Annotated in this window: 28 protein-coding genes and 2 pseudogenes; 13 read left to right on the forward strand and 17 right to left on the reverse strand. The window is 58.2% G+C overall.

Going from position 1 to position 25,567, the window contains the following annotated elements; genetic code table 11:
- Positions 1 to 124: 124 nt before the first annotated feature.
- From ACYZTY_RS12280 to ACYZTY_RS12305, 6 genes are all read left to right on the forward strand, one after another.
- Complete coding sequence (locus ACYZTY_RS12280) at positions 125 to 1,402, forward strand: carbohydrate porin (RefSeq protein ID WP_461958705.1); 1,278 nt, start codon at positions 125 to 127, stop codon at positions 1,400 to 1,402.
- Between the two features lie 144 nt (positions 1,403 to 1,546).
- Positions 1,547 to 3,046: an aldehyde dehydrogenase gene (locus ACYZTY_RS12285; RefSeq protein WP_461958706.1), complete on the forward strand. Its 1,500-nt coding sequence runs from the start codon at positions 1,547 to 1,549 to the stop codon at positions 3,044 to 3,046.
- A 119-nt stretch (positions 3,047 to 3,165) separates the two neighbouring features.
- Positions 3,166 to 4,407 (forward strand): sugar ABC transporter substrate-binding protein, encoded by a 1,242-nt coding sequence (locus tag ACYZTY_RS12290; RefSeq protein WP_461958707.1) that lies wholly within the window; start codon positions 3,166 to 3,168, stop codon positions 4,405 to 4,407.
- Between the two features lie 85 nt (positions 4,408 to 4,492).
- On the forward strand, positions 4,493 to 6,004 hold the full coding sequence (locus tag ACYZTY_RS12295; protein ID WP_461958708.1) for a sugar ABC transporter ATP-binding protein: 1,512 nt from the start codon (positions 4,493 to 4,495) through the stop codon (positions 6,002 to 6,004).
- Positions 5,997 to 7,052 carry an ABC transporter permease gene (locus ACYZTY_RS12300; protein ID WP_461958709.1) on the forward strand — a complete coding sequence of 352 codons (1,056 nt, stop codon included), beginning with the start codon at positions 5,997 to 5,999 and terminating at the stop codon, positions 7,050 to 7,052. The genes ACYZTY_RS12295 and ACYZTY_RS12300 overlap by 8 nt, the downstream gene beginning before the upstream one ends.
- Before the next feature lie 134 nt (positions 7,053 to 7,186).
- Positions 7,187 to 7,861: a GntR family transcriptional regulator gene (locus ACYZTY_RS12305; RefSeq protein ID WP_461958710.1), complete on the forward strand. Its 675-nt coding sequence runs from the start codon at positions 7,187 to 7,189 to the stop codon at positions 7,859 to 7,861.
- Between the two features lie 60 nt (positions 7,862 to 7,921).
- Here ACYZTY_RS12305 and ACYZTY_RS12310 read toward each other — a convergent pair whose 3' ends face one another.
- Positions 7,922 to 8,938 (reverse strand): zinc-binding dehydrogenase, encoded by a 1,017-nt coding sequence (locus tag ACYZTY_RS12310; RefSeq protein WP_461958711.1) that lies wholly within the window; start codon positions 8,936 to 8,938, stop codon positions 7,922 to 7,924.
- Positions 8,939 to 9,244: 306 nt separating this feature from the next.
- Here ACYZTY_RS12310 and ACYZTY_RS12315 point away from each other — a divergent pair.
- Positions 9,245 to 9,643, forward strand: a pseudogene (locus tag ACYZTY_RS12315) (MFS transporter); the annotation flags it as partial.
- A pseudogene (locus ACYZTY_RS12320) lies at positions 9,643 to 10,206 on the forward strand (TetR/AcrR family transcriptional regulator); the annotation flags it as partial. The pseudogenes ACYZTY_RS12315 and ACYZTY_RS12320, both read left to right, overlap by 1 nt.
- A gap of 92 nt (positions 10,207 to 10,298) precedes the next feature.
- Here the strand turns inward: ACYZTY_RS12320 and ACYZTY_RS12325 are convergent.
- From ACYZTY_RS12325 to modA, 7 genes are all read right to left on the reverse strand, one after another.
- Positions 10,299 to 10,583 (reverse strand): hypothetical protein, encoded by a 285-nt coding sequence (locus tag ACYZTY_RS12325; RefSeq protein ID WP_461958712.1) that lies wholly within the window; start codon positions 10,581 to 10,583, stop codon positions 10,299 to 10,301.
- Positions 10,584 to 10,889: 306 nt separating this feature from the next.
- Positions 10,890 to 11,120 (reverse strand): hypothetical protein, encoded by a 231-nt coding sequence (locus ACYZTY_RS12330; protein WP_010460746.1) that lies wholly within the window; start codon positions 11,118 to 11,120, stop codon positions 10,890 to 10,892.
- Between the two features lie 115 nt (positions 11,121 to 11,235).
- Positions 11,236 to 11,457 carry a hypothetical protein gene (locus ACYZTY_RS12335; RefSeq protein ID WP_461958713.1) on the reverse strand — a complete coding sequence of 74 codons (222 nt, stop codon included), beginning with the start codon at positions 11,455 to 11,457 and terminating at the stop codon, positions 11,236 to 11,238.
- A 72-nt stretch (positions 11,458 to 11,529) separates the two neighbouring features.
- Complete coding sequence (locus ACYZTY_RS12340; RefSeq protein WP_461958714.1) at positions 11,530 to 12,570, reverse strand: DNA topoisomerase IB; 1,041 nt, start codon at positions 12,568 to 12,570, stop codon at positions 11,530 to 11,532.
- 77 nt (positions 12,571 to 12,647) lie between these two features.
- Positions 12,648 to 13,727 carry a molybdenum ABC transporter ATP-binding protein gene (gene modC, locus ACYZTY_RS12345; protein ID WP_461958715.1) on the reverse strand — a complete coding sequence of 360 codons (1,080 nt, stop codon included), beginning with the start codon at positions 13,725 to 13,727 and terminating at the stop codon, positions 12,648 to 12,650.
- A gap of 3 nt (positions 13,728 to 13,730) precedes the next feature.
- A complete protein-coding gene (gene modB, locus ACYZTY_RS12350) occupies positions 13,731 to 14,411 on the reverse strand; it encodes a molybdate ABC transporter permease subunit (RefSeq protein WP_461958716.1) in 681 nt (226 codons plus the stop codon).
- Positions 14,412 to 15,179 (reverse strand): molybdate ABC transporter substrate-binding protein, encoded by a 768-nt coding sequence (modA, locus tag ACYZTY_RS12355; RefSeq protein WP_461958717.1) that lies wholly within the window; start codon positions 15,177 to 15,179, stop codon positions 14,412 to 14,414.
- A 240-nt stretch (positions 15,180 to 15,419) separates the two neighbouring features.
- Here modA and ACYZTY_RS12360 point away from each other — a divergent pair, with 240 nt between their 5' ends.
- Positions 15,420 to 16,478, forward strand: a complete 1,059-nt coding sequence (locus tag ACYZTY_RS12360; RefSeq protein ID WP_461959306.1) for an IS110 family RNA-guided transposase — start codon at positions 15,420 to 15,422, stop codon at positions 16,476 to 16,478.
- A 409-nt stretch (positions 16,479 to 16,887) separates the two neighbouring features.
- Here the strand turns inward: ACYZTY_RS12360 and ACYZTY_RS12365 are convergent, their stop codons facing one another.
- The gene (locus ACYZTY_RS12365) at positions 16,888 to 17,952 is read right to left on the reverse strand and encodes an NAD(P)H-dependent flavin oxidoreductase (protein WP_461958718.1); all 1,065 of its coding nucleotides are present in this window, start codon (positions 17,950 to 17,952) and stop codon (positions 16,888 to 16,890) included.
- Between the two features lie 239 nt (positions 17,953 to 18,191).
- Here ACYZTY_RS12365 and acuI point away from each other — a divergent pair, with 239 nt between their 5' ends.
- On the forward strand, positions 18,192 to 19,175 hold the full coding sequence (gene acuI, locus ACYZTY_RS12370) for an acrylyl-CoA reductase (NADPH) (protein ID WP_461958719.1): 984 nt from the start codon (positions 18,192 to 18,194) through the stop codon (positions 19,173 to 19,175).
- Here acuI and ada read toward each other — a convergent pair whose 3' ends face one another.
- The 6 genes from ada to ACYZTY_RS12400 all read right to left on the reverse strand — a co-directional run bounded on the left by ada (position 19,176) and on the right by ACYZTY_RS12400 (position 22,845).
- The gene (gene ada, locus ACYZTY_RS12375; RefSeq protein ID WP_461958720.1) at positions 19,176 to 20,240 is read right to left on the reverse strand and encodes a bifunctional DNA-binding transcriptional regulator/O6-methylguanine-DNA methyltransferase Ada; all 1,065 of its coding nucleotides are present in this window, start codon (positions 20,238 to 20,240) and stop codon (positions 19,176 to 19,178) included.
- 87 nt (positions 20,241 to 20,327) lie between these two features.
- The gene (gene alkB / locus ACYZTY_RS12380; RefSeq protein ID WP_461958721.1) at positions 20,328 to 21,008 is read right to left on the reverse strand and encodes a DNA oxidative demethylase AlkB; all 681 of its coding nucleotides are present in this window, start codon (positions 21,006 to 21,008) and stop codon (positions 20,328 to 20,330) included.
- Positions 20,998 to 21,702, reverse strand: a complete 705-nt coding sequence (locus tag ACYZTY_RS12385) for a 2OG-Fe(II) oxygenase (RefSeq protein WP_461958722.1) — start codon at positions 21,700 to 21,702, stop codon at positions 20,998 to 21,000. The genes alkB and ACYZTY_RS12385 overlap by 11 nt, the downstream gene beginning before the upstream one ends.
- Positions 21,699 to 22,205 carry a methylated-DNA--[protein]-cysteine S-methyltransferase gene (locus ACYZTY_RS12390; RefSeq protein WP_461958723.1) on the reverse strand — a complete coding sequence of 169 codons (507 nt, stop codon included), beginning with the start codon at positions 22,203 to 22,205 and terminating at the stop codon, positions 21,699 to 21,701. Before ACYZTY_RS12390 ends, ACYZTY_RS12385 begins: the two co-directional genes overlap by 4 nt.
- A 131-nt stretch (positions 22,206 to 22,336) precedes the next feature.
- The gene (locus ACYZTY_RS12395; RefSeq protein WP_461958724.1) at positions 22,337 to 22,513 is read right to left on the reverse strand and encodes a hypothetical protein; all 177 of its coding nucleotides are present in this window, start codon (positions 22,511 to 22,513) and stop codon (positions 22,337 to 22,339) included.
- A gap of 29 nt (positions 22,514 to 22,542) precedes the next feature.
- Entirely contained in the window at positions 22,543 to 22,845 is a 303-nt protein-coding gene (locus tag ACYZTY_RS12400) for a DUF1883 domain-containing protein (RefSeq protein ID WP_007946189.1), read from the reverse strand.
- 212 nt (positions 22,846 to 23,057) lie between these two features.
- Between ACYZTY_RS12400 and ACYZTY_RS12405 the strand changes: the two genes are divergently transcribed.
- Both ACYZTY_RS12405 and ACYZTY_RS12410 read left to right on the forward strand, forming a co-directional pair.
- Positions 23,058 to 23,414, forward strand: coding sequence for a hypothetical protein (locus ACYZTY_RS12405; RefSeq protein WP_461958725.1), 357 nt, complete (start codon positions 23,058 to 23,060; stop codon positions 23,412 to 23,414).
- Between the two features lie 72 nt (positions 23,415 to 23,486).
- Positions 23,487 to 23,717 carry a hypothetical protein gene (locus ACYZTY_RS12410; protein WP_461958726.1) on the forward strand — a complete coding sequence of 77 codons (231 nt, stop codon included), beginning with the start codon at positions 23,487 to 23,489 and terminating at the stop codon, positions 23,715 to 23,717.
- A gap of 11 nt (positions 23,718 to 23,728) precedes the next feature.
- Here ACYZTY_RS12410 and ACYZTY_RS12415 read toward each other — a convergent pair whose 3' ends face one another.
- Both ACYZTY_RS12415 and ACYZTY_RS12420 read right to left on the reverse strand, forming a co-directional pair.
- Positions 23,729 to 24,010 (reverse strand): hypothetical protein, encoded by a 282-nt coding sequence (locus ACYZTY_RS12415; RefSeq protein WP_461958727.1) that lies wholly within the window; start codon positions 24,008 to 24,010, stop codon positions 23,729 to 23,731.
- A gap of 143 nt (positions 24,011 to 24,153) precedes the next feature.
- Complete coding sequence (locus tag ACYZTY_RS12420; RefSeq protein ID WP_461958728.1) at positions 24,154 to 24,342, reverse strand: hypothetical protein; 189 nt, start codon at positions 24,340 to 24,342, stop codon at positions 24,154 to 24,156.
- Positions 24,343 to 24,600: 258 nt separating this feature from the next.
- On the opposite strand from ACYZTY_RS12420, the gene galU reads away from it, so the two are divergent.
- Complete coding sequence (gene galU, locus ACYZTY_RS12425; protein ID WP_010460715.1) at positions 24,601 to 25,440, forward strand: UTP--glucose-1-phosphate uridylyltransferase GalU; 840 nt, start codon at positions 24,601 to 24,603, stop codon at positions 25,438 to 25,440.
- Positions 25,441 to 25,567: the final 127 nt, after the last annotated feature.

Consider the following 25,567-nt stretch of genomic DNA (forward strand, 5'->3'; position numbering starts at 1 on the left):
CTGACGAAGTTCTGAAGACGTTGTTTGACCGACCTGTCACTTGGGTTGGCGGGGTTTTGCATGCTCGAAAAACACTATTAACGATAAAAAACCAACAAAAAAAATAGTTTCGGGGAATATAAGAATGAAAAAAATCACAGTGGTCGGTGTTGGGTTTTTCAGTGCTTGCGTATTGTCGGGAGCCCAAGCGGTGAGTTACTCGCCGAACAACTTTCTGCTAGGTGACTGGAACGGCGAGCGCACCCGCTTGCATGATCAGGGTGTGGATTTCCAGCTGACCTACGTCAACGAACTTGCCTACAACACCCAGGGAGGGGAAGAGCACAAAGGGACTTACAGCGATCAGTTGATGGTCGATACCAACTTCGATTTGCAGAAACTCTTCGGCTGGCAGGGCGCGGCTTTCCGGATGACGTTCACCAACCGCAACGGTGAAAGTCTGACCTCCGAGGCCGGAACCAATACTTTGTTGGCCTCTCAGGAAATCTACGGGTATGGCAGCGTCACGCGGTTGGTGCAGTTCTATTACCAGCAAGCGCTGTTGGACGATCGGCTGGTAGTCAAACTTGGCCGCTTGCCCATGAGCGGAGATGTCTTCCCGTTTTCCTGCAAGTTTCAGAACCTGACGTTCTGCGGCACTGTGCCCGGTTACATTACGCCTAACTGGTTCACCTGGCCGGTCAGCCAATGGGGCGCGGCGGTGGCGGCCAAGCTGACGGATGAACTGTCCGTGAATGCTTCGCTGTATCAGGTCAATCCACGGTTTACCGAAAACTCCCAAGGGCTGAACTTCGGCAGCCCGTCAGGCACAACCGGTTATCTGGCGGTGGGTGAGTTAGCGTGGAAGCCGACCTTGAACGGTATGCCCGGCGCCTATCGAGCCGGGATCTGGCGCAATACCGGTGACTTCAATGATGTCTACCGCGACGTCAACGATCAGCCGATCGGCCTCACTGGCAACGCTCCCGAGCAGCACGATCAAGCCAGCGGTTATTACGCCTTGGCCGAGCAACGGGTCTACCAGGACCCGAATAACAGCGCACGTGGCGTGACTCTATTTGCCAATTTCATTCAATCGGATCGCGACGTCTCCTACGTGGAGAAGGTCTGGCATGCCGGTGCGTTTATCAGCGGTCCTTTCGCCGGGCGCCCTCAGGATGAGATCGGCCTGGCGATCGGTCGGCTTGAGGTGAATGAAAAATCAGCGAAACGAATTCGTCAGCAAAACGGTTACACCCAAGCAGCACCTGACACTGAATACCCGGTGGAGCTGTACTACGGCGTCGCCGTAACGCCAGCCCTGACCCTGCGGCCCAACGTGCAATACGTCAGCAATCCTGGCGGCTTGAGTGGCGATAAAAGCGTGGTGGTCTTTGGGCTGAAAACCGAAGTCAGCTTCTGATTGATTACGTCGTTTTAAATAAAAAAACTTGTGAATAAAACACCTTGAATCTGAGCATTACTTTGCTTGCGATTTTGATAATGCATGATATATCGTCGTTTGGCGCCTATGCCTACAACAAGATCAAACAGGAGACGCACCAGCATGAACAATCTCGTTGATATCGCTGCGGTCCAGCAGCGTGTCGCCACCCTGAAACTGCCGGGACAAGCCTTCATCAATGGCCGTTTTGTCGACGCGTTGAGCGGCGAGACATTTGCCAACATTTCTCCACGTAACGGCCAGGTGCTGAACCACGTAGCGTCCTGCCAGGCCGAAGATGTAGACCTCACCGTCAAGGTCGCGCGCCAGGCGTTCGACAGTGGGGTGTGGTCGCAACTGGCGCCGAAGGAACGCAAGAAAGTCATGCTGCGCTTTGCAGCGCTGTTCGAGCAGCACATGACGGAACTGGCCTTGCTCGAGACGCTGGACATGGGTAAACCAGTCTCCGAAAGTGCCGGGTTTGATGTGCATGCGGTGCTTGAGTGCCTGCAGTGGTACGCCGAGTGCTGCGACAAGGTCTATGACGAAATCGCGCCGTCCGGGCCGGGCGCGCTGGGTATGATCACCCGCGAGGCCATCGGCGTCGTCGCCGCCGTGACACCGTGGAACTTCCCGATGCTGATGGCGATGTGGAAAGTCGCGCCGGCTCTGGCGATGGGCAACTCGGTGATCCTCAAACCCGCCGAACAATCACCACTGACAGCCTTGCGCATTGCCGAACTGGCAGCACAGGCGGGCATTCCGCCAGGCGTTTTCAACGTGCTACCGGGTTTTGGTCCCACTGCTGGCCGTGCGCTTGGCCTACACATGGACGTCGACACGCTGGTCTTCACAGGATCAGGAGAAGTGGGGAAATTGTTCCTGCAGTATTCGGGGCAGTCGAACATGAAACGGGTGTGGCTGGAGTGCGGAGGCAAGACCCCGAACATTATTCTCAATGACTGCCGCGACCTGGAAAAGGCCGCGACCACTGCTGCCAAATCGATGTTTTTCAATCAGGGCGAAGTTTGCGTTGCGCCGTCGCGGCTGATCGTCGAGGAGGGGATTCGCGACGAGTTTGTTGCTGAAGTGTTGAAAGTTGCCCGGACCATCGCCATCGGCGATCCGCTCGATCCGGCTACGCAGTTGGGTGCCATGGTCGACAAGGCGCAGATGGATCGGGTGCTGGGTTACATCAGAAAAGGCTCCGAGGAAGGTGCACGAATCATCCTCGGTGGCGAACGTGCCACAGGCGTATTAGCCGACGGGTTCTTCATTCCACCGACGATTTTTGACAACGTCACCAACGACATGACCATCGCCCGGGAAGAGATCTTCGGTCCGGTGCTGTCAGTCATCACCGCCAAGGATCACCTGGACGCTGTGCGCATCGCCAATGATTCGCCCTATGGCCTGGCCGCCAGCCTATGGACTAACGATCTGTCGCGGGCCCACTCGATCATCCGTTCGCTGCGTGCCGGCAGTGTCTGGGTCAATTGTTTCGACGGTGGCGATATCACCATGCCGTTTGGTGGTTACAAGCAATCGGGCAACGGCCGCGACCGGTCGCTGCACGCGCTGGACAAGTACTCGGAGCTCAAATCCGCCTGGATCGAATTCTAGATTCGGCCGGACCTTCATGGCCGCCTTCGAAACAGGCCCTGTCTGCGACAGAACCCGCAGGGGCGGCTCACTGAAAGACCCGCAACACCGTTCAAATCAGCGCACTGGAGAATAATAATATGAAGCTGTCAGCTGTTCATTCGATCACGACTTTTACCCTGGCGACGCTTATCGGCACACATGCCTGGGCAGCCAGCAAGCATGAAATCTATAGCTTGATTCCTAACACGGCGTTATCGGGTGTGATTGATCCCGATATGCCGGATCGCACTTCGATCAACAAAGCCTTGCCGCTGAAAAAGAAGGGCGAGCGTCTGCGTATTGGCTGGACTGAAATCACCCTGGGCAACCCTTGGTTTGTCTCGATGATCGACGACTCGAAAACCATTGCTAAAAAGTACAACTACGATATCGAGCTACAAGTGGCTGACAGTGATGTCGCCAAGCAGAGTGCGCAGGTCGATAACTTCATTACCCTGGGTGTCGATCTGATTGTGATCGACCCTACCGATGTCCTCGGCTCGGTATCGGATGTTGAGCGTGCAGTGGCTGCAGGGATTCCGGTCATTACGGTGGGTACCGCCCCGGATTCCAAGGCTCCGGTGATCACCACCAGCACGGGTAACCCTTATGGCAGTGGTTTTGAGGCCGGTCGTTATGTCGCCTCCAAGACCGATCCGGCCAAGGTGATCAATGCGGCTATGGTCATTGGTGTGATGGGTAACTCCACGTCCGAAAGCCGAATCAACGGCATGATCTCCGGGCTCGTCTATGCCCGTTCGCAAGAGCGCAAGCTGGGTCTTTCCAAAGAAGACGCAATGCTTAAGGGCTTCAAACTGTTCCAGCAAGTCAAAGCCAAAGGCAGCTTCAGCTGGCCGGAAGGTGGCTTTAACGTGCTCGCCTGGGGGCGTGGTGACTGGACCGAAGAGGGTGGTCTGGCCGCGACTGAAGACATCCTCGCGTCCCAGGGCGAAAAGCTCAATTTGGTGCTGGCCGAGAACGACTTCATTGCCATTGGTGCGATCAACGCGCTGGAAAATGCCGGCAAGAAAAACAGCGTCATGGTCGCTTCCGGTGCAGGCAGTTTTCGGGTGGCGCTGGACTTGATCAAGCAAGGGAAATTGCTGGTGAGCGCCACAAACAGTGGCTCGGAAACCGGGGTTGCCGCCATCGAGTTGATTCACCAGATCCTTGAAAAGGGCCTGGATGCCAACAACCTGCCGCTGGCGTCCTACTTCCCGGTCACGCTGATCACGCCGGACAACGTCGACACTTATATCAAGGCCGACAGCCTGCCACCGTCCACCGACAACGTTCCACCGTTCCGCTCCATCGGGCAGATCAAAACCGCCATGAAGTGATTTAGCGGTGTTGAACCGGTCTGTTACTGCTGTCTTTGACGGCGGTTACAGACCGATCGGTGACAGTTTATAGGCGGTGAAGAAAATGAATGCGATGCACAAACCTGCCGTAGAGATGCTCGACATCTCGAAGAAGTTCGGTGGTATCAGCGCTCTGAGCAGTGCCAGTTTTTCTGCCCGTGCGGGTGAAATCCATGCACTGATGGGTGAGAACGGCGCGGGCAAGTCAACGTTGATGAAGATCCTTTCAGGCGCCTATGTGCGCGACGCTGGCGGGGTCAGTCTGAACGGCGAAAAAGTCGATATTCGTAAACCTGGGGACGCACTCAAGCTGGGTATTTCGATCATCTACCAGGAGTTTGCCTTGGCCCCGCATCTGTCGGTGGCCGAGAACATCTGCATCGACGATCTGGGCAAGAGCAAGGGATTTGTCCAGTGGGCCGCAATGCGCAAAAAAGCTCGGGCAATTCTGGATGAGCTGGGTTTCAGCGATATCGATGTGCGCCAACCGGTCGGCAGTTTGCCGGTGGCTTACCAACAAGCAGTCGAGATCTGCAAGGCACTGTCACGTAACTCATCGGTGCTGGTTTTTGACGAGCCAACGGCGGTACTCACCTCTCATGAGGCGGAGAAGCTGTTCAAAATCCTTGATGAGTTGCGCCGCAAAGGGGCATGCATTGTTTATGTCTCGCACCGCATGGATGAAATCTTCCGGATCTGCGATCGCGCCACGGTGCTCAAGGACGGCAAGACGGTGGGTACGCTAGAGCTGGCTGACATTACCGAGCGCGGCTTGATCGAGATGATGATCGGTCGAGAGCTCAGCGACCTGTTCCCCCCGCGCAACAAGCAGATCGGCGAGGTATTGCTTCAAGTTGAGAATCTCTGTGCCGGACGTCTGGTGCGCGATGTGAGCTTTGAGGTGCGTGCCGGTGAAGTCCTGGGTTTCTGTGGACTGGTCGGTGCGGGACGTACCGAAACCATGCGGGCGATTTTTGGTGCCGATAAAAAAACCTCCGGCACGCTGCGACTCGATGGGCAGGAAATCCACAACCGTACCCCCCGTGAAGCCATCGCCAATGGCATAGGCCTGTTGCCCGAGGACCGCAAACACCAGGGCGTGCTGCTGGAAATGTCGATCAGGGTCAATGGCGCGCTTCGCCCTGACAGTCCCTATACCGGGAGCATGGGCTGGATTTCCAGCGCCCGGGAGACCCTGGGCATCGAAGCCTTGCGCCAGCAATTGGCGGTCAAGACTCACTCGATAGAACAGTTGGTAGGCGACCTGTCAGGCGGTAATCAGCAGAAAGTCGCCTTGATGAAATGGGTGGATGCGGGGTGTCGAGTGTTGATTCTCGATGAGCCTACCCGCGGAGTGGATGTGGGCGCAAAAACCGAAATCTACCGGGTGATCAACGACCTCGCCGAACAGGGTGTGGCAATCATCATGGTGTCTTCGGAAATGATTGAAATCATCGGCATGTGTGATCGCGTGCTGGTGATGCGCGAAGGCGCGGTCGCCGGCGAACTGGCGGGCGAACGCATTAAAGAACAAGAAATGATTTGCCTGGCGATGGGAGTCGAGCACCATGAGTAACCCTAATTCCAAGCTGGCCCCGGCTGAGCTTTTGCAGGAAAACAGCCGCGCTCACGAGAGCAAGGTGAACTGGCGTTCGTTGCAGCGCCTGTTTCTGGAACACAACGCGTTGGTGATGCTGGTATTGCTGGCTATCGTTGCTAGTGTCCTCTCCGATGACTTCTTCACGTACCAGAACATCGGCAACCTGCTGCGCCAGTTGACCCCTTTGCTGCTGGTCAGCATCGGTATGTTGATTGTGATCCTGACGGCGGGCATCGATCTATCCGTTGCCTCGGTGGCTGCCGTGGGCGGTATCGTGGTTGCAATGACCCTCAACGTAATGCCGGTCGAAGGTAGTTTCGGGTTGTTGCTGGCTGTCGCGATTGCGGTGGCATCCGGGGTGTTGATGGGGTTGGTGACGGGCACCTTTATCGCGTATTTCCGCATGGCGCCATTTATCGCGACCCTGGCCATGATGACGGTTGCGCGTGGCCTGGCGTTTATTTTGTCGAATGGTCAGCCACAAAGGCTGGATGACAAACTGGTCAGCGCTCAGTTGCTGCGTGATTTCGGTAGGCTGGCCGATGGTTTGCTCGGTGTTCCGTGGCCGGTGTGGCTGGCAGCGCTGGTGACGTTGGTGTTTGCCTTGATCCTGCGTTACAACGCCTACGGACGCCTGACTATTGCCAGTGGGAGCAACGAAACCGCCGTACGCCTGGCGGGTATTCCGGTAGAACGCTACAAACTGGCGGCCTATGGGATCTGTGGCGGACTCGCTGCATTGGCCGGGGTGGTGATTGCTTCTCGTTCGGGGGTCGCGACGCCTAGCGCCGGTATGGCGCTGGAACTGGACGCGATCGCCGCCTGCGTCATCGGCGGTGCGTTGCTGACGGGGGGCAAGGGCACGATTTTTTACACCGCGGTGGGCGTACTGGTGTTGGGGCTGATCGGCAACATCATGAACTTGCTGAGCGTGCCGGCCTATCCACAGCAAATCATCAAAGGCGCAATTATCGTCATCGCCGTGCTGTTGCAGGGTGTCGGTCGCCGTGACGCACGGATTTGAGTGACTCGCCTGCCGGAGTGGCAGGCGTAATTTGATGATGTATGATGCGTTATCTGCGCCTCGGATTGGCAGCTACTCATGTCTGCCGCCGTCGGCGCATCATCATCGTCCATGGAGATCGAGTAACAGTGACCGTGCATAAGCCCATTGATAAAGGCAACTTGAGCGAACGCGTGTATTCCATTATCCGCACCGCGTTGATGGACGGACAATACCAACCCGGGGATCGATTGCGCATCAGTACGTTGGCCGAACAGTTCGGTGTGTCGATCACACCGGTGCGCGAAGCGATTTTTCGCCTGGTCAGCGATCATGCGCTGGACATGAAGGCGGCGACATCGATTTATGTTCCAGAGCTCACCGTCAGTCAACTGCGAGAAATCCAGTTGATCCGTCATTTGCTCGAAGGCGAGGCGGCGGGTATGGCCGCTCAGCGTATTACCAAACCGGAACTGGAGCACCTCGAAGCCATTCAAGATGCTTTCCAAAAGGCGGTTTCAGTCGATCACAAACAAGCGGCTTTGCTCAATCGTGAATTTCACTTCGGATTGATTTCCGCTGCCCGCATGCCAGTGGTGTCCAAGACTCTGGAAAACATGTGGGTCATCATGGGACCACTACTGAGTAGGTTCCACGCTGAGGTACCCAAACTGGAACTGGCCAGTGCCAGGCACAAACACTTCGAAGTCCTGGAAGGCTTGCGCACCCGTGACTCAGCCAAAGCCAAAGGCGCGTTGCAGGCCGATATCGCCTGGGGCGAGCTGATGATTGACTGGCTAGAGAAAAAGGAAAGCCTGGCTGAGGCCTAAACCCTGCTGTGTCAGGCTGTCGCCCGAGCTCCGATCAAAGGGGCTCGGGCGTTGTCGCTTTTACTGGAATACAGAAAGGATGGGGTCGGAGTCGTTCAATTGGGCAATCCATTTGCCTCCTTCTGCACCTTGTTTGAGTGCACGCAACGCCTCCGGAAGATTTCGGAAGTCGAAGACCTGACGTTTGGGAGCCAATAGGCTACCGTCCAGCAAGCCCTCTAGCAGTCGTTCACCGTTTTTCCGCAGCACTTGTCGGTCGTTCAGGCTGGCGTGGGCATGAAAGCTGTTGAGCGCCACCTCATGCAATGAAATAGCGGTGCTGAAGGCAGGCAATGGCGCCGTTTCCTGACGATCCTGAATGCACACAAGGTGACCGTTGTAGCCCAGCAATGGAGCCAGGGTGGCTGCATGTTCGCCGCTGACTGTGTCGAACACTGCGTGCAGTCGACGTTCACCCAAAGCGGCCTCAAGCGCTTGCTGCCAATTCGCTTCACGGTAGTCGAAAACCCCCACAGCACCCAGCGCTTTCAAGCTTGAATGGTGGGCTGTGGAGGCTGTTGCCCAGACTCGAAATCCGCGCTGTACCGCCAATTGAACCAGCAGAAGGCCTACGGCTCCACCTGCGCCGATGATCAGCACATCGCGGGATGCGGCAGTGGGCACTTTTTCGAGGGCCTGCCAGGCGGTCAGGCCGGGGCAAGGCAAGGACGCGGCGGCGCCGTCATCGAGCGCAGCGGGCACCAACAGCACGGTTGCGGCATCCAGTAGACAAAACTCGGCGAAACTACCCTCTCGCTCCAGTGACTGGTGATACGCCACACGGGTTCCCGGCTTGATCTGCACACCGGCGCCTGCAGCGACTACTACCCCCATGCCATCCACACCCGGCACGTGGCCGGTTTTCCATGCCGGGTGGCCCCACTCAATGATTTTCCAGTCCACCGGGTTCAACGCCAGCGCGCGGTTGGCAATCAAAACTTCGCCCGGGCCAGGTTGCACAAGGGGTTTGCGGATCAGTTGTAAACCGTCGATACCTTTACCAGCGGTCCAAGACCAGGCGGCGAAATCAGCGTGCATTGTGAGTCCTCATGAAAGACCGGATTGAAGCCATTTCAATCCGTTAACAGGCCTTGAGTGGTCATGGGTGCGCCACACTTAAGGCCGGTAGTATCCCTTCAGGTATCCATGAGGAGAACGTTGATTTACGCAAAGGTGTTGTGATCAGAAATCATCAATTGACTCAATATACTAGCGGTCGTCTAGATCGCCTCGGTCCGGTGTATGCCGAACCGGTAGAGGTTCGGCGCGCAATGTTGCTGGGCATTAAAAACGCACTCATTGATAAATTACCGATTACATGCCGTCGCTGAACAGGAATGACCGATGTCTCAACGCCGTTCAACATGGATTGCTCTGTTGGTCGCCGTCACGTTCTTTATGGAGAACCTCGACGTCACAGTGATCGCTACCGCGTTGCCGAACATGGCCAGGACGTTTGGCGTCGCGGCGGTGGACGTGAACATTGGTATGAGCGCCTACATGCTCGCCGTTGCGGTGTTCATCCCCATCAGCGGCTGGTTGGCTGACCGCTTCGGTTCGCGCCTTGTATTCAGTTCGGCGATCGTGCTGTTTAGCGTGTCTTCGTTGATGTGCGGGTTGAGTAAAAGCCTGGAAACCTTTGTCGCCGCGCGCGTGCTGCAGGGCATCAGTGGAGCGATGATGGTGCTGGTGGGGCGCTTGGCGGTGCTTCGCACTACCGAGAAAAAAGACCTGGTGCGGGCGCCGTGGCGACTCAGCTGATCGCGACCAAGGGTAGCGATCAAGTAAAGATGAGTGAAATTGCCGAGCGCTCTGAGATCTCGATCGGATCGCTTTATCAATACTTCCCCGACAAAAGCTCGGTCATTCGCACGCTGGCCGAGCGCTATAACGCTGCAAGCCGTCGTTGTATCGAAGAGGCTCTGGTCGCGGTGCAGGATGCCCAAGGGTTGGCTGATGCCTATTCAGACCTGCTGGATCAGTATTACGAGATCGTTCAGGCCGAGCCTGCGATGCGCGATATCTGGTCGGGCATGCAGGCAGACAAGCAGCTGCTGGCGTTGGAACTGGAGGAGAGTCGCGTGGCGGGCAGGTTACTGGCCGATGCGATGCTGCGGGTGTTTCCAGGCAGCGATGCGCAGCGGGTTGCTGATACTGCCTTTCTGATCTGGCAGCTCGGTGAAGCGACCATGCGGCTGGCCATTTCTTGTGCGCCCGAAGAGGGGCGGCGGTTGTTTGAGGCATTCAAGCGCATGTCCCTCGCTGAGATCATGCCGCCCGCGTGCATAAAAGCGTTCGAGTCATAACAGGACCGGGCAGAGCACGTCGCCTCAGCTGCCAAATGCAATCCCCCTGTGGGAGCGAGCAGGCTCGCTCCCACATTGGATTTTCATTGCCTTTAAACGAAAGGCTGGCCGGTAAATCCACGAGGTAGTCTTTGCAAACCGGCCATGGCGGTAAGCCGTTCTACCCAGGCTGCGCGCCAGTCATTGGCGGTGTGGGTGACTTTGGCCTTGCGTGCAGCACGGCGTGCTGCGTTGCGTTCAGCTTTGCGCGCGTCCTTGAACGCGTCGGTGTTTCGGCAGCTTCTGCACTTTACGCGGGTCAATTCGCTGCTTGAGGTGAGATTGCTGCCTTTGTGACCGCAGGCCAGATGCCCGCTGACTTTGAAGTGGGTGACCATGGGACGTCTCCTTCGCGACGTGTGATCGTTTGACCTCCCTCCAGCGACGACGTTCGCTGGCTGCCTGGCGGGCAAAAAAAAGGCCTGCATGCGGGCAGGCCAGGGGTATTTCTCAAAGGAGTGGTTCACTGTAGGACGTGTGTTGTGAACATTACGTGAAAAGAGGGCCGCAAAAAAAAGCCCGGCTCAAGGCCAGGTGGGTGTGTAGCGCAAGATAATCAGACAGGCACGGACGCGGTGACGATGGAGTCGCCGTTCATGCGTCCTGAATCAGGCCCTGTTCTCGAATCGCGCGTCCAGATCGAATCATCTGAACCGCGGAAGAGGCGGGTCGACAGGTTTCAGCGAAGACAGGGTGTTTCGAATCAGTGGCGCGTCCTTCTCGATGTCGTTCAGGCGGTCACGAATTCTGAGGGCTGTCGGGTGCCCTCCTTGATGATCTACCCAGTCGGCAATCTCCTTGCACGCAGCGGCAAGTCGAGCCTGACGTGAGTCGAGCAGGGTGAGCAGGGTGGTGATGGACTCTTTTTCGGACATGGCAAACACCTCCGTTCAAGAAATCTGACAAATAGCAGCAAAAAGCCCGCTTGGTGCGAGCTCTCTGCCGATGGGGTCGCTGGTCCTTCAGCTGTTTTCAGTATAGACCCGGACTTCAGGCTTGTCGGGCCGTCACCTGTGAGGTGAGATTGAGCCGCAGGCATTCACGCTGGGCATCTTCTTCAAGATCATAACCGTCACCGATGAAACCATAGGTGCGGGTATCGAAGATGCGATACCAGACTTCGGCTTCAGGTGGCGAGTGACTAACTTCTCCGGCCCGACGGCCATGAATGATGATCTTGTTGCAACGTTGCACAACGAAAATGTCTTCCATGGCGTCACCGCGGCTGGTTCATGTCCACATCAACTATAGAAGTTCTTTGCGATCGTGCAAAAAATGAACGGGTCAGTTCGTCGGTTCAGCGGCCTCGATCATTTTTTCCAGAAATACGGCCAGCCCGACTTCCTCTGCCCTGAGCCCTTTACGCAGTCTCGGCCGAGGCAGTTGGGCCAAGGCGCCGAGCATGAAGCCTTCGAGCACCGCCGGATGGATGTAGCACTTGCGGCACACCGCCGGGGTGTTGCCGAGTTGCTTGGCGACGTTCTTGACCATCTCCACCACATGCCGTTTCGCATCCGACTCGGGTTCCCACTGCAACTCGCGCAGCACCGACAATGCCAGCGCGCTACCCGCCCAGGTGCGGTAATCCTTGGCCGTGAAGTCGGCGCCGGTGAGGGTTTGCAGGTAGGCATTGACGTCTGAGGAGGTGACGGTGTGCCGCTCGCCATTTTCGTCCAGGTACTGAAAGAGGTCTTGTCCGGGAATCTCCAGACAGCGCTTGATGATTCGCGCCAGGCGTCGGTCCTTTACGGTGATCTGGTGCTCGACACCACTCTTGCCGCGGAACTGAAACAGGATCGCACTGCCGTTGACCTCTACGTGACGGCTGCGCAGGGTGGTCAGGCCATAGGAGCGATTTTCCCGCGCGTACTGCGTGTTGCCGACCCGGATCAGCGTCGCATCGAGCAAGGTAATGACGGTGGCCATGACTTTGTCTCGGCTGAACCCCGGAGCGCCCAGAAGCGCTTCAAGCTGTTTGCGCAGTTTTGGCAGTGCCAGGCCAAAGTCCCGCAGGCGCGAGTATTTGTCGGCATCGCGTACTTCGCGCCAGCGCACGTGATAACGGTATTGTTTGCGACCGCGGGCGTCACGCCCGGTGGCTTGCAAATGACCGCGTGGGTCAGCGCAGATCCACACATTGGTGTAGGCCGGCGGCACCGCAAGGGCGTTGAGGCGTTTGATTTCGTCGGGATCGGTAATGCGCTGGCCTGCCGGATCGAAGTAGCAGAATTTGCCACGCAATAGTTTGCGGGTGATTCCAGGCTGGGTGTCATCGACATAATGCAGATCGGGTGGCAGCACATCGGGCAGCGCGGTGTCGGACATGGCGAAAATCCTTGGCGATCAAGTCAGGGGGCCTGTACAGCCATTGACCGCGCCCGTTCGCCGTGGTGCCGACGAATTTACGCCAGGACGGCCACCGCTTTGATCTGCGCCCAGAGTTGCTGGCCGGGGTGCACGCCCAGTTGGTCCCGGGAGTAGCGGGTGATGCGTGCCAGCAACGGCGTGCCAGCGGCATTCAGGCGAATCAGCACGTGGGCGGCGTTATCGGCGCCGATTTCACTGATCACCGTCACCGGCAAGCGATTGAGGATGCTGCTTTGCCCGTCGCCTTGCAGGCTCAGGCTGACATCCCGTGCCTGAACCTTGCAGCGCAGCGCCTGGCCTTGGCTCATCGGAGCGTGCGCCACGCGAATGCTCAGGTCGGTACCGGGCAGTTGTAACGTCAGCAATTGATAGTGGGGGTCATAGGCGCTGACCTGTCCTTCAATCACCACGCCGGCATCGTCGCCCAGCGCCAGGGGCAAGTCGAGACGCGCCAGGGTTTCGCCGACAGGGCCGCTGGCCAGCGCCTTGCCGTCGCTGAGCAGGACGATGTGGTCGGCCAGTCGGGCGACCTCATCCTGTGAGTGGCTGACATACAGCACCGGGATGTCGAGTTCATCGTGCAGGCGTTGCAGGTAAGGCAGGATTTCGTTTTTGCGCTGGCTATCCAGCGCTGCCAGCGGTTCGTCCATCAGTAACAGCTTCGGGCTGGTGAGCAGCGCGCGCGCGATGCCGATTCGCTGCCGTTCGCCGCCGGAGAGGTGCTGCGGATGGCGGTCCAGTAGATGACCGATTCCCAACAGCTCAGTGGCATGCGCCATGTCGACCCGACGTTGCAGCTTGGGAATGCGCTTCAGGCCGAACTCCAGATTGGCCAGCACTGACAGATGGGGAAACAGACTTGCTTCCTGGAAAACGTAACCCAGTGCACGTTTATGCGGCGGTACGAAAATCTTCCTGTCGCTGTCCTGCCAGACTTCGTCGTTGACCTGGATAAAACCCTGTTCGGCCTGTTCCAGACCAGCGATACAGCGCAGGCAGGTGGTCTTGCCTGAACCGGAATGACCATAGAGTGCGGTGACTCCACGGCCAGGCAGTTGCAGATCCACCTCCAGGGCGAATCCCGAATAACGCAGTTTCAGGCGCGTATGAATCATCAATCAGCTCCAGCCCGCTTTGGTTTTACGGCTGGAGTAGAGCGCCAGCAACACCGCAAAGGAGAACACCAGCATCGCCCCGGCCAGCCAATGGGCCTGGGCGTACTCCATGGCTTCAACGTGATCGTAGATCTGCACCGAGACCACGCGGGTCTTGTCGGGAATGTTGCCGCCGATCATCAGCACTACGCCGAACTCGCCGACAGTGTGGGCAAAACCGAGAATGGCAGCGGTGATGAACCCGGGTCGTGCCAGCGGCAGGATCACGCTGAAAAATGTGTCCCAAGGATTGGCGCGCAAGGTAGCGGCCACTTCCAGTGGGCGGGTGCCAATGGCGGAAAAAGCGTTTTGCAGCGGCTGAACCACGAACGGCATCGAGTACAGCACCGAGCCGATCACCAGCCCGGCAAAACTGAATGTGAGCGTGCCGAGCCCCAGTGACTGGGTGAAATGGCCGATAAAGCCGTTAGGGCCGAGCGCCAGCAACAAATAAAAGCCGATCACCGTGGGTGGCAAGACCAAGGGCAGGGCGACGATCGCCCCGACCGGACCACGCAACCAGGATTGGGTGCGCGACAGCCATAACGCAATCGGAGTGCCGATGATCAACAGGATAACCGTCGTCAGGGACGCCAGTTTCAGGGTCAGCCAGATGGCGGAAAAGTCGGCACTTGTCAGCGACATTTAGAGTTGGTAACCGTAGGATTTGATAACAGCGGCGGCTTTCGGCCCCTTGAGGTAGTCGACCAACGCCTTGGCAGCGGGGTTGTCCTTGCCCTTGTTGAGGATCACCGCATCTTGTTTGATCGGGTCGTGCATGTCGGCCGGGACGATCCAGGCCGAGCCGCTGGTGACTTTGCCGTCTTTGTAGATCTGCGACAAGGCCACGAAGCCGAGTTCGGCGTTGCCGGTGGAAACGAACTGATAGGCCTGGGTGATGTTCTGGCCTTCAACAATTTTGTCTTTGACCTGGTCGGTCAGGCTCAGCTTGCCCAGCACTTGAGTGGCGGCCAGGCCGTAAGGCGCGGCCTTCGGGTTGGCGATGGCGAGGTGCTTGTACTCATTCTTCTTCAGCACATCGCCCTTGGCATCAACGTAACCCTCCTTGGCTGACCACAGCGCCAGCGTGCCGACGGCGTAGGTGAAGCGCGAATCCTTGACGGTATCGCCTTCGGCTTCAAGTTTTTGCGGGGTGGTGTCGTCCGCCGAGAGGAGCACTTCGAACGGCGCGCCATTCTTGATCTGGGTGTAGAACTGGCCGGTCGCACCAAAGGAGGTGACCAGTTTATGCCCGGTGTCTTTCTCGAAATCTGCAGCGATGGCCTGGATCGGCGCGGTGAAGTTGGCGGCGACGGCCACCTGGACTTCGTCCGCCTGAGCGGACCCGAAAGGGAGTGCGACGATCAGACTCGCCAGGCAGGTGGGGGCAAAACGTGAGGCACGCATGGTCATGAAACGGCTCCGTTATAGGCAAATGCAACGAGGGGGCGAAACGCTATATATCGGAATATATAGCGAAATGCCTGCAAACGGAATGTGTCGGTACTGAGTTATCGCGGGACTTGTAATTGGATGGACTCGCCCAAGCCGAGGCGTCAATGCGCCACGGTGGCAGTCTAAACAGCCAACGACAGCGAGGGCGAGTCCATGAAAAAGCATACTTCGGTTGATCAATCCCTGTCTTCTTCCGATTTGTCGGCCTGCACAACCGTAGCGGTCGATCTGGCCAAGCAGGTCTTTCAGGTCGCCGGTGAAGACGTCCTCGGCCAGGTGCACTACGAGCAACGGATCAAGTCGCGCGAGGCGTTTTATGAGTTTCTACGCCAGTTGCCGCCTCATGTCGTGGTTCTGATGGAGACCGGTCCGGGTGCTCAAGCCTGGGCCCGGCAGCTGCAAGACCAAGGCAATCTGGCGCGGATTCTTCCAGCCGGTTTGGTGGCCACACATCGCAGCGGGCCTAAAAATGATCGCAACGATGCGCTGGCGATTCTGCGGGCTGGTCGCGATGAAAAGATCTACGCAGTGCCGGTCAAAAGCGTTGCGGCGCTGGCAATGCAGGCGTTGCATCGCGCCCGCCAAGGCTATGTGCGTCGACGCACGGCGGTGAGCAATCAGATGCGCGGCCTGCTGCTCGAGCACGGCGTGGCCTTGGCGCAAGGTGACGTTGCGATCAGCCAGAAAATTCCGCGGGTCCTGGAAGATGCCACCCAGCCGGTGCCGGGCCTGCTGCGTGAACTGATCGACGAACTGTTGGCCGAGTGGCGCCATTTGGGCGAACGCATCAGCGTGCTGACGGGGCGCCTGGAAGTGGCCGCCAACGCCGACATGACGGCGAAGCGACTGATGACTGTGCGCGGCATCGGCCCAGTCACTGCCACGGCACTGGTGGCCAAGGAAACCAAGCCTGAGCGATTTCCCAATGCCCGCAAGTTTGCCGCGTACTTTGGCATGGTGCCTGACCAGCACAGCAGCGGGCAGACGGTCCGGCTGGGGGGCATGACCAGGCGAGGCGATGTTTATTTACGCAGCCTGATGATCCAGGGAGCCCATGCGGTACTGCAACAACTACGACCTGATTCCCAGCAACCCGATGACCGCCGCTTGTTGCGCTGGATGAGCCGACTGGGCCGTAAGGAGGCTGCGGTCAGGTTGGCCAACCGCAACCTGCGAATCGTCTGGGTGCTTCTACAGAATGACCAGACTTATCGTCGCCAGGCTGGTGATGGCCAGCAAGCGACGATGAGCCACTGAGCGACAGAGTTCTGCCACCGAGGTACTAACTGTCCGGCCCTTTGCTGAAAAAAAATTGACCCCAGGTAAGACCGGCGTGGATTGATGCCTTAGCTGCTACTGGCCTTCGAGGCCTGACTGTAATCGGCATACCACGAGCTCTTCCAATTTTGGCCAGAAGCCGACGACGACTTCCACGAATAGGCCTTATACATAGATGCAACGGGGCGGCGGTTTTTCAAAAGCGGGTAGACAGTGGGGGCGAGTCCATACATAGCAGCTGCCGAGCAGCGCGAGGCTGCGTTCGGCTGCGGAGCAGTCGTAAATCCAGGCGCCACGGTTAACCTGAACGACCGCAGTGGCTGATTTGACGACTGCTTCGCAGCCGAACGCAGCCTCGCGCTGCTCGGCAGCTGCTACAGGTCGTGCGTTAGCGACGGAGCAACTTGGCCAAGCCTTCTTCCGCCAAACGCCGAGTCAGCTCTGCCGTGGTCATTTCAACGCCCAGCGTAAACGCCTGCCCGGCCCAGAGGTTGCTGAAATCCGCTTCAACCTTGGCGCGCAACGGCATCAACGCACCACCGGCCAAGGGGAAGGCCGGGGCTTTATCGCTCATGGGCCCGAGTTCGCGCATCACCCGATTGAGAATCCCCCGTGCCGGGCGCCCGGTGAAAAGGTTAGTCACCGCGGTCTCGCTTTCCTTGGCGGTGCGCAACGCCTTGTGGTGCGACGCGTTGACCTTGGCTTCCGGCGTGAACAGGTAAGCCGTGCCCACCTGCACCGCCGAAGCGCCTAACAGAAAAGCCGCCGCAACGCCCCGGGCATCACTGATCCCGCCCGCCGCTATCACTGGCACTTTCACCGCATCGACAATCTGAGGCACCAAAGCAAATGTTCCCACCTGGCTGCTCAAGTCATCGCTGAGGAACATCCCGCGATGTCCTCCTGCCTCGTAGCCCATGGCGATGATCGCGTCGCAGCCATGTTGCTCCAGCCAGATGGCTTCTTCGACCGTGGTCGCCGAAGAGAGAATTTTCGCGCCGGTGGCTTTCACTCGATCCAGCAGCGATTTTTCCGGCAGGCCGAAGTGAAAACTCACGACTTCGGGGCGAAATTCTTCGAGCACTTCGCAGGCGGCGTTATCGAAAGGCGCGCGATTCGACACTGGTGTAGGTGCATCGAAATCGACGCCCAGTTCCCGGTAATACGGTTCCAGTAAATTTTTCCAGTCCCGAGCACGTTGCTCATCGGCGGCCGGCGTCTGATGGCAAAAATAATTGATGTTGAACGGACACTGGCTGTGTTGACGGATCGTCTTCAGCTCGTCGCGCAGCTGTTCGATGCTCAGCATTGCGGCGGGCATCGAGCCCAGCCCACCGGCGTTACTCGCCGCGATGACCATGGCCGAGCCGGTCGCACCGGCCATGGGCGCCTGGATGATCGGCAACTCGATGCCGAGCAGGTCAAGAATGCGGGTGTCTGGCCATTGGCTCATTTGAATGGTTCTCCGACGGGTAGAACCGGTTTTTTACCAGCAATGGCTGTCGCAGGGCCAGCCGACTTTTGTATCCAGGACGATTTCCAGTGTTCCAGAAGCGCGAAAAAAAAGCGTGGTAGCACATCATGGAAACGCTCGGCGCTTTGGCGGTTTAGCTTAAAGTCTTGTACGGCCAGATGTTTCTTTATGGTATTTCAATAGCCCCACCCCCTTATTGATTCCATTGAGAGGCAATGATGTTCAAAGGTATTTTGATCGACAAAGACGACAGCGGTTACCGGGCCACACTGCGAGAGATCAATGACGATCAACTGCCTGAGGGCGATGTGACGGTGCGCGTTGCGTACAGTACGCTGAACTTCAAGGATGGCCTGGCGATCACCGGCAGCAGCCCGGTGGTCAGGAAATTCCCGATGGTGCCGGGGATCGATCTGGCCGGTACGGTCGAAGTCAGCGGTCATCCGGACTACAAGGTCGGTGACCAGGTCCTGCTCAATGGCTGGGGCGTGGGTGAAGGGCATTGGGGCGGACTGGCGCAAAAAGCGCGCCTCAACGGCGACTGGCTGATTGCGCTACCCAAGGAATTCACCGCGGCCCAGGCCATGGCAATCGGCACCGCGGGTTACACGGCGATGCTGTGCATCCTGGCGCTGGAACATAACGGCGTAACGCCTGAGCAGGGCGAAGTCCTGGTCACCGGGGCCAATGGCGGGGTAGGCAGTTTCGCCATCGCGCTGCTGAGCAAACTCGGCTATCGGGTCGTGGCGTCCACGGGCCGCACCTCCGAGCACGAATACCTCAAGCAACTGGGTGCCAGCGAAATCATCGATCGCGCCACGCTTTCCGAACCAGGCAAACCGTTGGCCAAGGAGCGCTGGGCAGCGGTGATCGACTCGGTCGGCAGCCACACGTTGGCCAACGCCTGCGCCAGCACCAAGGCCAATGGCACGGTCGCCGCGTGTGGGCTGGCGCAAGGCATGGACTTTCCGGCCTCCGTCGCGCCGTTCATTTTGCGCGGCGTGACATTGGCCGGGATCAACAGCGTGACCCAACCCAAAGCCAAACGGGTACAGGCCTGGAGTCGCCTGGCCAAGGACCTGGACTTCGCGTTGCTGCCGCTGATCAGTCATGAAATCGGCTTGAGCGAAGCCCTCGACGTCGCGCCGCGCCTGCTCGCCGGGCAATTGCGCGGACGAGTTGTGGTCGATGTGAATCGCTGATTAGCGAGTCTCGCGTTCCAGCAACTGACGCTTGCGTTCAACCCCCCAGCGATAGCCCGACAGGTTGCCGTCGCTGCGCACCACGCGGTGGCACGGAATCGCCACCGCAATACTGTTTGCACCGCAAGCCTGGGCCACGGCGCGCACGGCTTTGGGAGCGCCGATACGCTGAGCGATATCGGCGTAGCTCGCGGTGCTGCCTGCAGGAATCTCCCGCAACGCCTGCCAGACCCGCTCTTGAAAAGCGGTGCCGCGAACGTCCAGCGGCAAGTCCAGGCCAATGGCCGGTGCTTCGATAAAACCCACTACCTTGGCAATCAACTGCTCGAACGCGTGATCGGCGCCAATCAGATTCCCACGCCGAAACTTGTCTTGCAGGTCGCAGACCAGTTGATGCGGATCATCCCCCAACAGAATCGCGCAAACGCCGCGTTCACTTTGCGCCACCAGAATCGCCCCCAGGGAACACTGGCCGACGGCAAAACGGATGTCGTTGTTCTGGCCCGCCGCGCGATAATCGCCGGGCTTCATGCCCAGCAACTGATCTGCCGACTCATAGAAGCGACTGTTGGAGTTGAATCCGGCGTCGTACAAGGCGTCGGTGACCGAGCCGCCATCGGCCAGGCGCTCGCGAACCTTGCGTGAGCGATGGGCAGTGGCGTAACCCTTGGGTGTCAGCCCGGTCACGGCTTTGAACACTCGATGGAAGTGGAAGCTGCTCAGACCCGCTGCCTCTGCCAGTTCAGTCAACGCAGGTAGATTTTCGGCGGACTCGATGTACCGGCAGGCGGCGGCCACGGTTGCCGCGTGTTGTGCGGCGACGTCGCTTTGATCCTTTGTGGCCCGTTTACTCGGACGATATCCCGCTGCCTGGGCTTGTTCCGCCGTGTCGAAAAATTCGACATTCTGTGGGTTCGGCAAACGCGCCAGGCTGCTGGGGCGGCAATAGATGCCGGTGGTTTTCACGGCATAGACAAACTGCCCGTCGGCGCCTGGATCCCGTGCTACGACGGCGGCCCAGCGCGGATCGTTCTCGGTGGCAATCTTTGTCGAATGAGTTGTCATGGCTTCATGTCCGTTGACCCGTTTCCTTCAGATTAACCAGCCCGCAAACCCGCTGCACCCCGAGTCTTGCGGTTGAATTCGAGGGCATCATCCGGCGGTTCGAAAGGTGAAGTTGATCCGTTGTTCGCCCAAGCGCGGGTGATGGCCATCCTTGATGGGCAGGACGCCGTGATAACGCAAGCGATCAACGCCGCCCCAGACCACGATATCGCCATGCAGCAGCGGTACGCGTTGGCTTTTATCGCTTCGTTCAAAGCCGCCGAACAGGAAGATGGCAGGCAATCCCAATGACACCGAAACGATCGGTGCTGTGTAGGAACCTTCGTCCTTGTCCTGGTGCAATGACATCTTCGCCCCAGGGACATAGCGGTTGATCAGGCAGGAATCCGGAACAAAATCAGCAAATCCCGCTTCCCGTGCCGCGGCCTGTGCCAGTTCGAAGAACACATCGGGCATCTCGGGCCAGGGTTGCCCGGTCTGTGGATCATTGCGCGTGTACTTGTAGCCGCTGCGATCCGTGGTCCAGCCCCAGGTGCCGCAACTGCTCAAGGCCACCGACATGGTAAAGCCGCCGGGCGTGATCATCTGCCGAAACGGCGCGGACGTAAGAATCACTTCCAGTGCAGGCAGCAACTGATCCAGCCGGGGCAAGGCAAAGCCGCGCAAGACGTAGGATTGTTCACCGATCTGTTCGCGTCTGGGCGCTTGCTCGGGCTCGGCGTCGGCAAACAGATCGAAGGTGATCGGGCTCATGGGGTCATAACGCATCGTGAAAGATGATTCCAAGGGTATGCCGTTTTCCGCTGTGCAGGCGACTCACGCCATGACGCATCGTCACTCGGTAATACCCGCGAACGCCTTTGACCGGGCGTTGGCTGACCGCAAAGATCACCCCATCGCCTTTTTTCAGGCCGACAACCTGAGGCCGTGACTGCATCCGCGGGCGTTGTTCAGTCAACACAAACTCGCCGCCGGTGAAATCTTCGTCCGGTTCTGACAGAAGAATCGCCACTTGCAGCGGGAACACGTGTTCGCCGTACAGATCCTGATGCAAGCAGTTGTAGTCCTGCGGGCCATATTGCAGCAATAACGGAGTCGGGCGCTCCTGACCGGCGGCATGGCAGCGTTGCAGAAACGCGTCGTGGGTATCGGGGAAACGGGTCGGCAGGTCCATGCATTCGTACCAGCGATTGGCGATCGGCGCCAGTCGAGGGTAAAGCACGCTGCGCAGGCGGGCGACCTGCTCCGGCAACGGGTATTTAAAGTACTTGTACTCGCCACGGCCAAAACCGTGACGCGCCATCAGCACTTGAGAGCGAAAGGGCGCCGACTGGGCGTAGAGGGCGCTGACTTCGTCGCACGTCTGCGCACTCAACAGGGACCTGATGACGGTGCAGCCATCTTGATCGAGTTGTTGCTCCAGGGTTGTCCAGTCCAGCGCATCGAAGGTTTGCTCGCTCATCGTTGAGCCTCACGATCCAGCAACTGCCGTTTGCGCTCAAGTCCCCAGCGATAGCCGCCGAGGCTGCCGTCCTGGCGCAGCACTCGATGGCAAGGCACGATAACGGCCACCGGGTTTGCCCCACAGGCATTCGCCACCGCCCGAAAAGCGCTGGACTGGCCGAGGCGTTGGGCGATATCGCGGTAGCTGGCGGTTTCGCCGACGGGGATTTGCCGCAGGGCTTCCCAGACCCGCCGTTGAAATACGCTGCCGGTCAGATCCAGTGGCAGATCGAGCGCGGTGTGTGGGTCTTCGAGGTGGCGCAGGGTTTGCTCCAGTGCCGGCACCAAACCTTCATCGCGCTGTGGGTTGGGTTGGCCGGGGAAACGCCGTGCCAGATCCCGTTCGAGCGTGATCAAGTCGTCACCGAGCAGCAACGCGCACAGGCCCTCGGCGCTGAACGCCAGCATCAAGACGCCAAGGCTGGAAGTGCCGCTGATGTAGCGAATCGGGGAAACAAGCATGTTCTGACTCCTTAACCAAAGGTCGAGGTGGCCAGTCTAGGGAGCGCCAAGGGAGTGAACACTCCGGCGCTTGCGGTCGAATTCAAATCGGGCGCGGAGCATGACGTCCTTGTTGTCGCTCCGGGTCGCGTTTACAGCGCTTTGCTGACGGCGATGTCGCTGATGACGTCTTCACTCGTACCATGAATGGCGTCCAGCGCGGCTTTGGCTTCTTCTTCGGTGCCGTTTTCGAGCTGGGCAAATTCGAAGCGGCGTTCGCCGTTGAGTTTGTATTTGATGACGTACTTGGTCGTTTGGGCCACGGTCATACCTGCCTTTCTTTGTGTGGGAGCGACTCTCAGCTCAGTTTCGTGCTGGAGCGGCGGATGATCTTGATCGAGTGCGTCAGGGTCGGTTTGCGGGTCACGCTGATCGGCCGGCGGTTGACCGTGTCGATGGTGATGTTCCAGAAACCGGTGCTCGGCGCAGTGATCCGGGCCGGGAAGGTGTCGAAAGCACCGCCGTGGTAAGTGTGACGGCCGCCGTTCTTGAAGCTGCGGAAGTTGGCGTCGTTCATCAAGCGGATGTTGCACGTTTGGGAGCACTGGATGACGACGATGTCGTCTTCGTTGAGGTGCTCGCGCTGGTGGATAAATTTCATGAGGCGCCTCCAGAAGGGCTTTTTCTACAAAATCAAAACGATAGCATGGGCGATTGGCGCAGTTTATCAGCCCGAACAGGTTATTATCCGGTCGTCGGGGTGCGCTTTGACAATTAAAAACAGTTATTCGGAATTCTATGAGCGATAAACGCAGTGAGCCTCGGAGAAAATTGCCATTTGTGCTGTCGGAGGGTCTTTATCGGAGGTTTTATATGAAGTGGGGTGTGTTGGTCTTGCCGTTGGCATTGGTAGTGAGTGGCTGTGCAAGTGTCTCGGAGATTAACCAGACGCTGCCTACCATGAACGTGATCTCAGGCAAAAAGCCCAATGAGTACGCGCAATGCCTGGTTGAAAAACTGGCCGACAGTCGTGGTGCCCTGCAAGTGGAGTCGCACAAGGACGGCATGCGCGTGATCGTGCCGGCGAAACTCTCGACGGCCCCGGCAGCCGTGTTCGACATCGAAGACCGCTCGGGCGGCAGCGGTATCAAGCTGCATGAACGTATGTCCAATGTGCCGGTCCGTCCAAAGGACGTACAGAAAGCCGCCAATGCGTGCATTTCCGGCTGATAGACTGGCCGCCGTTCATACCGATGCCGTCAAAGCCATGCTTTGGCGGCATTGTCATTTCTGGAGTCGAGCATGAAGCGAGAGCAGGTACGGGAACGCCATGCAGAGGGTCTGATCTCTGCCACCCACGTCATTCAAAATCCGGCGACCCCCGGGGAATGGATTGTGTTTTTCAAGAAAAGCGCCGGGCGCAGTTATTTCCTGGTGGACGATAATGACGAGGTCGAGTCGTTTGGTCGTCTCGACGATTTGATCGAGACCGTGCGCGGCCTCGGGATCAAATTCGCGGAAATTCACATGTAGGGCAGGGCGCCTTACTTGCAGACCACCACAACGCTGCGGTTCTTGAAGTTGCCGACATCGACGCCCAGGGTCTTGTCGCTTTCCTTGGTGGAAGGCGTGCCGTCGGTGCCGACAATCCGGTAGCCGGTGCCGGCGCAAGAGGCATCGGCTTTTTCGTAGCACGTGGCCCAGGAATTGGCTTCGCCGGAGCAGTCGATCGCCAGGCCTTGCTCACCGTTGTTCAGGTACATTTTTTCGGAAGTGGCGCAGCCGGTCAGGGCCAGGATCGCAATCAGGGGCAAAAATCTGTTCATGTTCATAGTTGTCGTCTTCAGCGAGGGGGGCTAGACGCTCTGACAGCGCCAGTGTGAAAAGGTTATAGCGATTGGCCACTTGTTTGCACCCAGCCACAAAAAAGCCCTGCTCGATGGCAGGGCTCTGCGAGTGCCGTAGGAGATTAGTCCTGACTCTTGCCGCGTCGCTTCGGCGCGGGGGGCGTGTAGTCGAGCACCGACGCCACTTCAATCGCCATCGCTTCGGTGGGTAACGGCCCGGAAACATCTTCGCCATTGGCGGCGGTAATGTGCCACTGGCCATCTGTTCCTTTGTCGACCGTGTACCCGTTGATGATTTTTGCTACGGTCATCTATCTGTCTCGTTCACTGGTTCAAAGTCGCCATGATACCGGCAAATGCTCGCATCGGGGGACGATAAGCGTATGGTAGTTCAGTTTGCCGGCCTCTTTGAGCTACGCTGATTTGACCGCGCAAAAATGCGAATGGAACTATCCGCGGGAATATTTCTCTATGATGGCATCGGTTAGCCAGCGCGGGGCATTGTAAGGTGCACGCCGCCTGATTAGACTGCGCCGAAACTCGTACACACAGCCCTTTCAAGGACTTATATGATCAAGAAATGCTTGTTCCCAGCAGCCGGTTACGGTACTCGCTTCCTGCCAGCGACTAAAGCCATGCCCAAAGAAATGCTGCCGGTGGTAAACAAGCCACTGATCCAGTACGGCGTCGAAGAAGCACTGGACGCTGGTTTGACTGAAATCTCCATCGTCACCGGTCGCGGTAAGCGCGCCCTGGAAGACCACTTCGACATCAGCTACGAGCTGGAAAACCAGATCAAGGGCACCGACAAAGAGAAGTACCTGGTCGGTATCCGCAAGCTGCTCGACAACTGCTCGTTCTCCTACACCCGCCAGACCGAAATGAAAGGCTTGGGCCACGCGATTCTGACCGGTCGCCCACTGATCGGTGACGAACCGTTCGCCGTGGTGCTGGCGGATGACTTGTGCGTCAACCTCGAAGGCGACGGCGTTCTGACCCAGATGGTCAAGCTGTACAAGCAGTTCCGTTGCTCGATCGTTGCCATCCAGGAAGTCGATCCGCAAGAAACTCACAAATACGGCGTTATTGCCGGTGAGATGATCCGCGACGACATCTACCGCGTTCACAGCATGGTCGAGAAGCCAAAGCCTGAAGATGCACCGTCGAACCTGGCGATCATCGGCCGTTACATCCTGACCCCGGACATCTTCGACCTGATCGAACAAACCGAGCCAGGCAAGGGTGGTGAAATCCAGATCACCGACGCCCTGATGAAGCAAGCCCAGAACGGCTGCGTCATGGCTTACAAGTTCAAAGGCAAGCGATTCGACTGCGGTGGCGCTGAAGGTTACATCGACGCGACCAACTTCTGCTTCGAAAACTTCTACAAGACTGGCAAGGCTTACTGATAGCGCCTGAACCACTTGTATTGAAAAGCCACCTTCGGGTGGCTTTTTCATTTTCCGCCCCCAAATCGCTTGCAGCGCTTGCCCAACAGACGGCTGCGGGTATGCTGGTTGCCTGCCGAGGAGATTG

The sequence above is a fragment of the Pseudomonas sp. LB1P83 genome (assembly GCF_054897885.1).